Annotated in this window: 9 protein-coding genes; 5 read left to right on the forward strand and 4 right to left on the reverse strand. The window is 69.8% G+C overall.

From position 1 onward, the window contains the following. The 5 genes from AC1DYN_RS29930 to AC1DYN_RS29950 form a co-directional block, all read left to right on the forward strand. Positions 1–154: Bax inhibitor-1 family protein (locus AC1DYN_RS29930; RefSeq protein ID WP_490363528.1), on the forward strand; the 154-nt coding region annotated here is incomplete at its 5' end. A 3-nt stretch (positions 155–157) separates the two neighbouring features. Further along, entirely contained in the window at positions 158–415 is a 258-nt protein-coding gene (locus tag AC1DYN_RS29935) for a TFIIB-type zinc ribbon-containing protein (RefSeq protein ID WP_477965990.1), read from the forward strand. Between the two features lie 18 nt (positions 416–433). Continuing rightward, complete coding sequence (locus AC1DYN_RS29940) at positions 434–1,180, forward strand: TerC family protein (RefSeq protein WP_477965992.1); 747 nt, start codon at positions 434–436, stop codon at positions 1,178–1,180. Between the two features lie 43 nt (positions 1,181–1,223). Next, a complete protein-coding gene (locus tag AC1DYN_RS29945) occupies positions 1,224–3,182 on the forward strand; it encodes a DUF1800 domain-containing protein (RefSeq protein ID WP_477965994.1) in 1,959 nt (652 codons plus the stop codon). An 11-nt stretch (positions 3,183–3,193) separates the two neighbouring features. Continuing rightward, positions 3,194–4,639 carry a DUF1501 domain-containing protein gene (locus AC1DYN_RS29950; RefSeq protein ID WP_477965996.1) on the forward strand — a complete coding sequence of 482 codons (1,446 nt, stop codon included), beginning with the start codon at positions 3,194–3,196 and terminating at the stop codon, positions 4,637–4,639. Between the two features lie 16 nt (positions 4,640–4,655). Here the strand turns inward: AC1DYN_RS29950 and AC1DYN_RS29955 are convergent, their stop codons facing one another. The 4 genes from AC1DYN_RS29955 to AC1DYN_RS29970 all read right to left on the reverse strand — a co-directional run. Continuing rightward, positions 4,656–6,107: an eCIS core domain-containing protein gene (locus AC1DYN_RS29955; protein ID WP_477965998.1), complete on the reverse strand. Its 1,452-nt coding sequence runs from the start codon at positions 6,105–6,107 to the stop codon at positions 4,656–4,658. Continuing rightward, positions 6,104–8,467, reverse strand: coding sequence for a hypothetical protein (locus AC1DYN_RS29960; RefSeq protein WP_477966000.1), 2,364 nt, complete (start codon positions 8,465–8,467; stop codon positions 6,104–6,106). The genes AC1DYN_RS29955 and AC1DYN_RS29960 overlap by 4 nt, the downstream gene beginning before the upstream one ends. Positions 8,468–8,472: 5 nt before the next feature. Next, entirely contained in the window at positions 8,473–9,822 is a 1,350-nt protein-coding gene (locus AC1DYN_RS29965; RefSeq protein WP_477966002.1) for an ATP-binding protein, read from the reverse strand. Further along, positions 9,806–10,355 (reverse strand): contractile injection system tape measure protein (locus tag AC1DYN_RS29970; RefSeq protein ID WP_477966004.1); only part of this gene is annotated, 550 nt, incomplete at its 5' end. The genes AC1DYN_RS29970 and AC1DYN_RS29965, both read right to left, overlap by 17 nt.

The raw sequence follows: 10,355 nt of genomic DNA on the forward strand, positions 1-10,355 counted from the left end.
CTTCTCGGCCTTCATCCTGTACGACCTGAAGCGCGTGCAGGACGGGCTGGAGACCAACTACATCACCGCCACGCTGGGCGTCTACCTGAGCATCTACAACGTGTTCCAGTCGCTGCTGGCGCTGCTCGGCCTGACGTCGGGCCGGGAGGAGTGAGGCATGAAGTGCCCGCACTGCCCCGACGCGACGCTGGTGATGTCCGACCGGCAAGGCGTCGAGATCGACTACTGCCCGAGCTGCCGCGGCGTGTGGCTCGACCGCGGTGAACTCGACAAGCTGATCGAGCGGTCGGCGGCACCCGTCGACAGCCGCACGCGCCGCCCCGAGTTCGCCGACTCGGACCACCACCGTTCCCACGCACCCTACGGCCAAGGACACCAGCGCAAGAAGTCCTGGCTGAGCGACATCTTCGATTGACGAAACGACTGCCCCGCCATGCTCGAACTTCTCTCCGACCCCCAGGTGTGGATCGCCCTGGCGACCCTCACCGCGCTCGAGCTCGTGCTGGGCATCGACAACATCGTCTTCATCTCGATCCTGGTCGACAAGCTGCCGCCCGCCCAGCGCGAGCGCGCGCGGCGGATCGGCCTGTTCATGGCGATGTTCATGCGCATCGGGCTGCTGCTCGTGCTGTCGTGGATCGTCGGCCTGGTGGCACCGCTGTTCACGGTCGCGGGGCAGGCGATCTCCGGGCGCGACCTGATCCTGATCGCGGGTGGGCTGTTCCTGCTCTACAAGAGCACCGGCGAGATCCACCAGTCGCTCGAAGGCGGAACCGGCCCTGCGTCGTCGACAGCCAAGGCGACCTTCGCGGCGGTGGTCGTGCAGATCCTGGTCGTCGACATGGTGTTCTCGCTCGACTCGATCATCACCGCCGTCGGCATGGTGGACCGCATCGAGGTGATGATCGCCGCCGTGATGCTGTCGGTCGGCCTGATGATGGTGTTCGCCGGCGCGATCGGGCGCTTCGTGTCGGAGCATCCGACGATCAAGATGCTGGCGTTGGCCTTCCTGGTCGTCGTCGGCGTGGTGCTGATCGCCGAGGGCTTCGACCAGAAGATCCCGAAGGGCTACGTGTACTTCGCGATGGCGTTCTCGCTGGGCGTGGAAGTGCTGAACATCCGCATGCGCAAGAAGGCCGACAAGAGGGAGAAGCAGCCGGTGGCGCTGCACATCCCGTAACAGCATCGGGCATCGATCCTGCTGTGTTCCGCGTCAACACACGTTGTCGCGAACACAGGCCCAAAGCTGTCGGGCTGGTGAAGAGCGAAGCGTTCGACGAACCCGAACTGCCACTCTTGCCACAGGACGTTTCCATGTCCATCGACTTTTCATTCACCCGGCTGCACGCTGCGCCGATACGTCGCCACATCGCGGTCGCCCTGCTGTTCGGTTCCGTGCTCGCGGCCTGCGGCGGYAAGGAAGATGGAAACGATTCCACACAAACCGGCCCGATCGGCGGCAACCCGGATGCGCCGGCCCCTGCACCCGCTCCCAGCCCGGCGCCGAGCCCCGCGCCTTCACCCTCGCCCAGTCCTTCCCCAAGCCCGGCCCCCAGCCCGGCTCCTGCACCGGCGCCCTCGCCCGCCCCGGCCCCCGGCCCGATGTCCGCCCGCGACGCCGTGCGCCTGGCCGACCAGTCACCTTCGGCCCGACCGAAGCGCTGGTCGCCAGCATCAAGGCCAAGGGTGCGACCGCCTGGGTCACCGAGCAGCTGGCGCTGAAGACCTCGCGCTACACCAGCGGCAAGGGCAGCGGCGAGTACCACCAGTACGTCGACCGCCCCGACTTCTGCACGCCGGCGATGGAGCCGAACTGCTTCCGCGACTACATCTCGACCGATCCGCTGATGTGGGACTTCTACCGCAACGCGGTGAACCAGCCCGACCAGCTGCGCCAGCGCGTGGGCTTCGCGTTCCAGCAGCTCTTCCCGCTCAACAACGCCGAGGTGCTGGGCACCTACGGCTTTCGCAACTACTACAACGCGATGCTAGACGGCGCCTTCGGCAACTACCGCGACATGCTGAAGAAGATCACGCTGTCGCCGCTGATGGGCGACTTCCTGAACAACGCCAACAACGACAAGGGCGCGCCGAACGAGAACTACGCGCGCGAGCTGCTGCAGCTGTTCAGCATCGGCACCTGCGAGCTGAACCTGGACGGCAGCCTGAAGGGCGGCAAATGCCAGCCCACCTACAACAACGAGACGGTGCGCGCCTATGCCTATGCGCTGACCGGCTGGACCTACCCGCCGGCCGGCGCGCATCCGAACGGCTGCTGGCCGTCGGGTGCCAACTGCCGCTACTACAACGGCGACATGGTGCCAATCGACAAGTACCACGACACGCAGGCGCGCAGCCTGCTCTCCAACGTCAAGCTGGCCGCGGGGCACAAGGCGCCGGCGGCGCTGGAATCGGTGCTCGACAGCGTGATGTCGCATCCCAACATCGCGCCGTTCATCGCCCGGCAGCTGATCCAGCACCTGGTCAGCAGCAACCCGTCGCCGGCCTACGTGACGCGCGTCGCCACCGCCTTCAACAACGGCCGCTATGCCAGCTTCGGCAGCGGTGTGCGCGGCGACCTGGCGGCCACGGTCGCGGCCGTGCTGCTCGATGCCGAGGCGCGCGGCGACACGGTGCCCGCCCAGGGCGGCAAGCTGCGCGAGCCGGTGCTGATGTTCACCGGCGTGCTGCGCGGGTTGAACGGCAACACCGATGGCGAACCCTTCAACTGGAACTGGGGCGGCAACCTGCAGCAGCGGGTCTTCAACCCGCCGTCGATCTTCAGCGACTACCCGCCCGACTACCCGGTGGCCGGTACCGGCGGCCTGGTCGGCCCGGCCTTCGGCATCCACAACGCCAACACCGCGCTCGCACGCATGAACTACCTGCTGTACCTGATCGACTGGGGCGGCGTCGGCGCGGACGCGACGATCCCCGGCGCCACCGGCACCAAGGTCAACCTGGCGTCCTTCACCGATTCGGCCGACAACGCCGGCGCGCTGGTCGACCGCCTCTCGATGGTGGCGCTCGGCCGGCTGCTGCCGGCGACGCCCCGCGCCTCGGTCGTGAAGGCGGTCGAGCGCTGGACGCAGGCCAACGACGGCAACAACTGGAAGACCAGCCGCGTCAAGCGGGCGGCCTACCTGGTCCACGCCTCCCCCGACTACCAGATCCAACGATAAGAGCGTCCGACATGACCGACCCGATGATCCTGATGAACCGTCGCCGCTGGCTCGCTCGTTCGGGCCTGGGCCTGGCCGGCGCGCTGGGCGTGGGCACGCTCGGCAACCTGCTGCTGGGTGCCAAACCCGCGTACGCCGCCGACTACAAGGCGCTGCTGTGCATCTTCCTGTACGGCGGTAACGACGGCCTGAACACCGTGGTGCCGACCGATGCGGCGCGCTACAACCAGTACGCCGGCGTGCGCGGCAAGCTCGCGATCCCGGCCAACCGCCTCGTGCCGCTGACCGGCATGACCTACGGGCTGCACCCGGCGCTGGCCGGGCTGCAGGCGGCGGCCGACGACGGCCACGTGGCGCCGGTGTTCAACGTCGGCCCGCTGATCAAGCCGCTGACGAAGGCCGAGTTCCGCGCCGCGTCGTCCAGCGTCGGCGTGCTGCCCGATTCGCTGTACTCGCACTCCGACCAGCAGTACCTGTGGGAGAACGGCACCGGCGATTCGCTGGAACCCACCGGCTGGGGCGGCCGCGCGTCGGACGCGCTGGCCACCGTGAACCCGGTGATCTCGCTCAGCGGCACGCCGCGCTTCGGCATCTCGCGCACGCACACGCCGCTGGTGCTGCCCAACACGCCGGGCGACACCTTCGGCGCCTACGAGATGCAGCCCGAGGACCTGAAGGTCGAGTGGAAGGCCGAGCGCAAGGCGGCCATCGACGCGATGTACCGCGAGCAGCAGGAACTGGCGCTGGCCAACGCCTACACGGCCATCCAGCGCGATGCCTTCAGCGTCTCCGACCGCCTGTCGGGCCTGGTGAAGATCGTGCCCGGCGGTGCCGGTGCGTCGGCCGCCATCGACACCGCGTTCGCACCGCTGATCGCCGGCGGCAGGATCGGCACCGGCCTCGGCCGCCAGCTGTACCAGATCGCCAAGCTGGTGGCCGGCAATGCCACGGTGCAGGGCAACCGGCAGATCTTCTTCGCGCAGATGAGCGCCTTCGACACGCACGGCAACCAGGCCGTCGACGGCAGCCCGGCCGATGGCCAGCACGCGCAGCTGTTGAAGGAACTGGGCGATGCGCTGGGCGCCTTCTACCGTGCGATGAAGGCGCTGGGCCTGGGCGAGGCGGTGACGTCCTTCACGCAGAGCGATTTCGGCCGCACCTTCGTGCCCAACAACAGCATGGGCACCGACCACGCCTGGGGCAACAACCACCTCGTGATCGGCGGCGCGGTCAAGGGCGGGCGCGGCTACGGCAGCTACCCCAACCTGACGCTGGGCGGGCCGAACGACGTCGGCGTGGACACCTGGGAGCAGCAGGGCCGCTGGATCCCGACCTCGTCGGTGGACCAGTACGCGGCCACGATGCTCGGCTGGTTCGGCGCCAGCGATTCGCAGTTGCGCACGGTGCTGCCCAACCTGGCGAATTTCGGGGCCGCGACGCGGCTGGGTTTCCTCTAGATCGGCACGCCGCCCTTCAGTAGCTCTCGTTGTAGCCACGGATGGCGGTGTCCTTCCAGTTCGTCCCCTTGATGATCTGGCAGTCGTAGTAGCCCTTCAGGTTTCGCATCGCGTCGGCCAGGGACTTCGCGTCCCGCCGCGCCGAAAGATAGTCGGGGTAGGTCACGGTGATGGCAATCTTGTAGGCCTTGAAGCCGTCCATGTCCTCCGACGCAAACAGGTGGCTTGCATCGGTGGCGCTGAATTCGAACTCCACGTTGCTGCTTCCCGGAATCAAGGGGCCGATGTCGCGCTGCGCCCACTCGATGGTCTCCGACATGGCAACCTCCGTTTCCCCCTTGTGAAAGACGATGGTCGTGAAGTCGAAGGAGCTGCCCTTGCCCCGGGCACCGGCCGCGACGGCCTGGTCGATGCGCCCCGTCGAGACGATTCCGAGGTCCGTGGCCAGCTTGCCGGGATCGTGCAGCGCCACGCCGCTTCGGGCACTCGCGTCGGCGGTGACGAATGTCCCCGCGCCCTGCCTGTTCATGGTTCCCACCGGTATGTAGACCTCGGCCAGTCCCTGCCCGTCGAGGGTGCTGCCGAGGTACTTCCAGAAAGCCGCATGCTGGCCTTTGTCGTATCTCAATGTCTTCGACGGATCCCACTGCGTCAGCTTGTTGGTGAACCATGTGTTGTGCAACCGGTTCGGTTCGCCCCCCAAGTCCACGTCGATCATGACGTCGTACTGGCGGGCCTGGCCGCCGACGTAGGGGTTGCCGGTGCCGGAGAACCATGACACCGGACCGAAGTTGCCGTGCTGCGGTTTGAAGGGCGGGTCGCCTTTCGCATGATTCTTGTAGATCAGTCCCGCCACGTTCGACTTGACCCCCGTCTTGGCCCTGCGCAACTGGAAGGTCCATGCACCCGGGCCGCCGGGTGCCGCCGTGCGCATCGCACGGGCCTGGGTGACCGGTGCGGCCGAGCTGGCCTTCTCGCCCATGGCGTCGGCCTCTCTTTCCAACTCTTCATCGTCGTTGATGTTCGTTCCTGCCAGTTGCGCCGTGGCCGCCACGCGGCCTTGCTTTTGTTGCACCACGTGCCACGCCTCGTGCGGCAGGTGCTGCTCCTGGCCCGGCGCGAGGTGGATGTCGCTGCCCTGCGCATAGGCCAGGGCATTCAGCTGCGCCGGCCGGTCGGAGTTGCGGTGCACCTGCACGTCGGACAGGTCCACGCCCGACAGCGCCTCCATGCCCGTGCGCAGCCCGCCCGGCAGGCCGCCCCGGCCCTCGTCGGCCCGGGCCTGCACCGGCTCTTCTTCATCGATCGCCTGCCGCTGCGCCGCTGGTCCGAACATCGTCTCGATCTGCACCCGTTGCGCCGTCATGCGCGGGCTGTCGTGCCAGGCGTCGTTGGCAGGATGCGGCGCCGAAGCGTCGTCGTGCGTGATTCGAGCCCCTTCGCGTTCAGCATGCAGTTTCGATGTCATGGCAACTCCACCCTCGGTTTGAACGTCACGTAGCCGCCCACCGCCAGCAGCACCAGGATCAGGCCGTACAGCAGGTAGTTCTGCTCGCGCCAGTGCTGCAGCGCCGGGTCGCAGCTGAACACGACGAAGGCCGCCGCCAGCGTCAGCAGCGCCCCGCCCCACACCATCAGCAGGTAGCGCGTGCCGAGCCGGCGCACCCTGCAGTTCCACGCGTACAGGCCGATGCCGGCCAGCTCGGCCAGCACCAGCGCCTCGAGCAGCAGGCGCAGCGGCAGCCGGTTCGGGCACGCGAAGTCGCACAGCCGGTCCAGCGCCGCGTCCGGGGCGCCGTAGTTGTGCGCCAGCAAACCATGCACCGATTCGCCGCTGCCCATGCCCACGGTCGGCAGCGGCCACAGCGCGACGCCGCCATAGGTCCACTTGATGTAGGCCAAGTCGTGGTCGAGCTGGGCGCTCTCCTGCGGCGGCAGCGGCACCGGCTTGTCGCCGCGCTGGTGGAATTCCACCGGCACCACGCTTTCGAGGAAGGCGATGCGGCGGTGGCCGTCCAGGTGGGGCGTCGCGTCGATGCGCGCGCGCAGCGCCATCGTGTCCGCCCCGGTGGGCTCGCTCAGCAGCACCAGGAAGTCGATGGTCAGGTCGGTCTCGCCGCTGTAGTGCCCCTCCTTGGCGGACTTCTCCACGCCCTTGCTGCTGCGCGGCGGTTCGGCCGTCTCCAGCACGCGCATCAGGTCCTTGAAGTTGTAGGCCCCGGTGTCGCCCAGCAGGTGCCCGGGCACGACGATGTTCACCTGGTAGGCGCGGCGGGTCTCCTGCATCTCCTTCACGAGCCGCTCCAGGAACGTCATCAGGAAGCGCGCAAACGCCTGCTGCTGCGGCCCCTCGGTCGGCGAATCCTCGAAGAAGACGGTCATGCCGTCGTACACGTAGGGCGATTCGCGCCAGGCCGGCAGCAGCAGCCCGTCCAGGTGCGATTGCAGGTCGTGCTGGCGCGTGTCGGCCAGCAGCACCGCGTTGCGCGCCGCGCTGCGGGCCACGGCATCGACGGCGCCTTGCGGCCTGGCCAGCAGCGAGGCCCAGTCGCGCCGGTACAGCACCAGGTCCACGCGCGTGCCGTGCCGCCGCGCCTCGCGCGCAAAGCCGCCGGCACGGCCATCCCAGCCCGGCGGCAGCACCCAGTCGCCGCTGTCGCCCAGCACCACGCCCATGTAGGCCAGGCGCGTGAACAGGCTGAAATCCACCGGCAGCGGCGCCTCGATGGCCAGCCAGTACGGCACGAAGCCCATCACCTCGTTGTCGGTGTGCTGCGGCGTGCACCCGCAACCGCCGCCGTTCAGCCGCAGCGGCTTCGCGTCGCCGAACGGGTGCCGCTTCTCGGCCGCCTTGACCACGTCGTCGCGCGTCGCCGGCGGCAGCAGCGCGTCGTAGAACTGGCGCAGCGAGACACCGCCGCGGCCCGGCTTGCGCGCCGTCGCGGGCGGTGCCTCGGGCGGGCAGCGCTCGTCGAACGCCAGGCCCTTCTTCAGCGCGGTCTCCTTCACGTGCACGCGGTAGTAGGCGCAGCGCCCCTGCTCCAGCGCGTTGACGAACAAGGCCTGGGTCGGGTATTCGACGTCGGTCAGCGGCTTCAGGATGGCGCCGAGCTGCTCGACCGTCGGCTCGAGCGCCACCGGCTCGGCGGCCGCGGCCAGCGCCAGCGGCGCACTGTCGGCCGGCGGCGGCTGCAGCGCTGCCGCGGGCGCCGCGGCCGGGTCGCCCAGCAGCTTGGCCTGGTCCGCGGGCGTCAGCTTGTAGCTCGCGGGCAGGCCGACGTGGACGTTGGCGCTGAGGTCGACGTCGGCCGCGGTCAGCGTCGTGAGGGCGGCGGCCGGTGCGGCCGAAGGGGCTGCCGAGGCCGCCGAGGCAGATGGGGCCGCGCGGCTCGCCGGCGCGTTCACGTACAACACGTAGGCCTGCCGCTCGTCCATCGCCGGCACCGAGGCGTCCTGCACGCCGAGCACGAAGCGGTAGCTGCCGGTCTCGGCCGGCAGGCCGCCGAGCCGGCCGTCCTCGCCCAGCACCAGGCCCGGCGGCAGCTTGCCGTCGAGCGTGAAGCGGTACGGCGGCGTGCCGCCCTTCACCACCAGGTGCGGCCCGTACGGCACGCCGCGGCGGCCGGACGGCAGGGTCACGGTCTTGTAGACCAGGCGCAGGTCGACCGCGGATGCGGCCGGCTGCACCGCGGCGGGCTCCGAGGCCGCCGGGGCCGACGCGGCACGCAGCGACAGGCCGGCCACCAGCACCAGCAGCGCCCCCGCGAGCGCGATGCGCAGCCGCACGCAGCGCGCGCAGCGGGACGGGGCAAAGCGGCTGTCATCCATGGCCGTCACACCGTGCGCCCTTCCTTGCGCAGTTCCTTCGCGATGCCCTTGCGCAGGTCCGTGGCTTCGATGCGCTCGCGACCGGCCTGCAGCGCGCCGAGCGCACCGAAGCGCACGACGTTGGCGATCGCGCCGCCCGACAGCTCGTGCCGCTCGGCCAGCCCCGCCAGGTCGACGTCGGCCGCCAGCCGCCCGGTGTGCCGCACCATGCCCTCCCACAGCCGCAGCCGCTGCTCGGCATCCGGCATCGGAAACTGCACCAGCGACTGGAAGCGCCGCGCAAAGGCATCGTCGATGTTGGCCTTCAGGTTGGTCGCGAGGATCACCGTGCCCGGGAAGTCTTCGACGCGCTGCAGCAGGTACGACACCTCCTGGTTCGCGTAACGGTCGTTCGAGCTGGAGGTCGCGGTGCGTTTGCCGAACAGCGCATCGGCCTCGTCGAAGAACAGGATCCAGCGCCGGTTCTGCGCCTGGTCGAACACCTGGGCCAGGTTCTTCTCGGTCTCGCCGATGTACTTGGACACCACCATCGACAGGTCGATGCGGTAGACGTCGGCCTGCACCGCCTGGCCGAGCAGCGTGGCCGTCAGCGTCTTGCCGGTGCCGGGCGGGCCGAAGAACAGGCTGCGGTAGCCGGGCTTCAGCGCCTTGTCGAGCTGCCAGTCGCGCAGCAGCCGGGCGCCGTGGCGGTACCAGGCGGCGATGCCCTGCACCTCCTCCATCACGTCGGCGTCGAGCACCAGGTCGTCCCAGCCGAGGCGCGTGCTGATGCGCCGCGCCGGAAAGCCGGCGCCGAAGTCGGGCTTGCGCGCCTCGCCGGTGATCAACCGCTCCAGCACGTCGTTGCCGACGTGCAGCGCGGCGCTGAGCCACGGCTCGCCCGGCCCGTCGTGCTGCAGCCGCAGCAGGCCGTGGCGGCGCAGCGGCTGGTCGTCGTCGAGCAGGCGGTGCAGCGCGAAGCGGCGCGCCAGCTGTTCGCCGGCCAGCATGAAGGCCGCGGTCTCGCAGGTCGGCAGGAAGCCGCCGTGCGAACGGCCCTTCCAGCCGCCGAACTCGCTGAAGCCGCGATCGAGGTTGCGGTTGCGCACGAACAGCATGTCGAGCAGCTGCGGGCGCAGGTGCGGCGCGAGCGCCAGCGCGAGCACCAGGCGCTCGTCGCCGCCGAGGCCGGCCTCGTGCACCAGGCGGGCGTAGTCGCCGCCGTCCACCGCCAGGTCGGGGGCGTCGATCTCCTGCAGCGCCGCGGGGTCGCCGGCCTGCCCGAAATGCAGGCCGATGCGCGCCTGCAGCACGCGCTCCAGCCAGGCCAGCTCGCGTTCGAGCTCGCGGGCGTTGGTGTCAGCGCCAGTCGACATGCAGCACCTGTTGCATCCAGGGATGGCGGATCGTCGCGTAGCCCCACGGCAGCTGGTCGATCAGCATGTCGAACGGCCGCGGCTCGACCTGCAGCTGCCAGGCCTCGGCGCTGCGCTGCAGCCGGCCGTCGCGCTGCACGAAGGTCTCGCGCAGGCCGGCGATCGAGGTGCCGCCCAGCACCTTCCAGTGCTGGATCATCGCGGCCAGCAGGCCGTCGACGGCCGTGCGTTCGGCCTCGCTCGGTTCGAATCCGCGCGCCACCGGCAGGGCCAGGTCCAGCCCGCACAGCAGCTTGTTCAGCACCAGCGCCGGTTCGGGCGCCGCGGCCTCGCCGGTGGCCAGCAGCTGCAGCAGCAGCACCGCGCGCTCGGCGGCCACGGGGCCGGTGAAGGCGCGCTCGTCGGCCAGGCCCAGCATCATGAACAGGCGCGGCAGGTACGGGGCCGCGAGCACCAGGCCGGCATTGCCGACCGGCAGGGCCTCGACGGGCGCGGGCAGTTCGGGCGCCGCCGCTTCCGGCACCGGCCCGGCC

The organism is Rhizobacter sp. P2_D12, assembly GCF_056404395.1.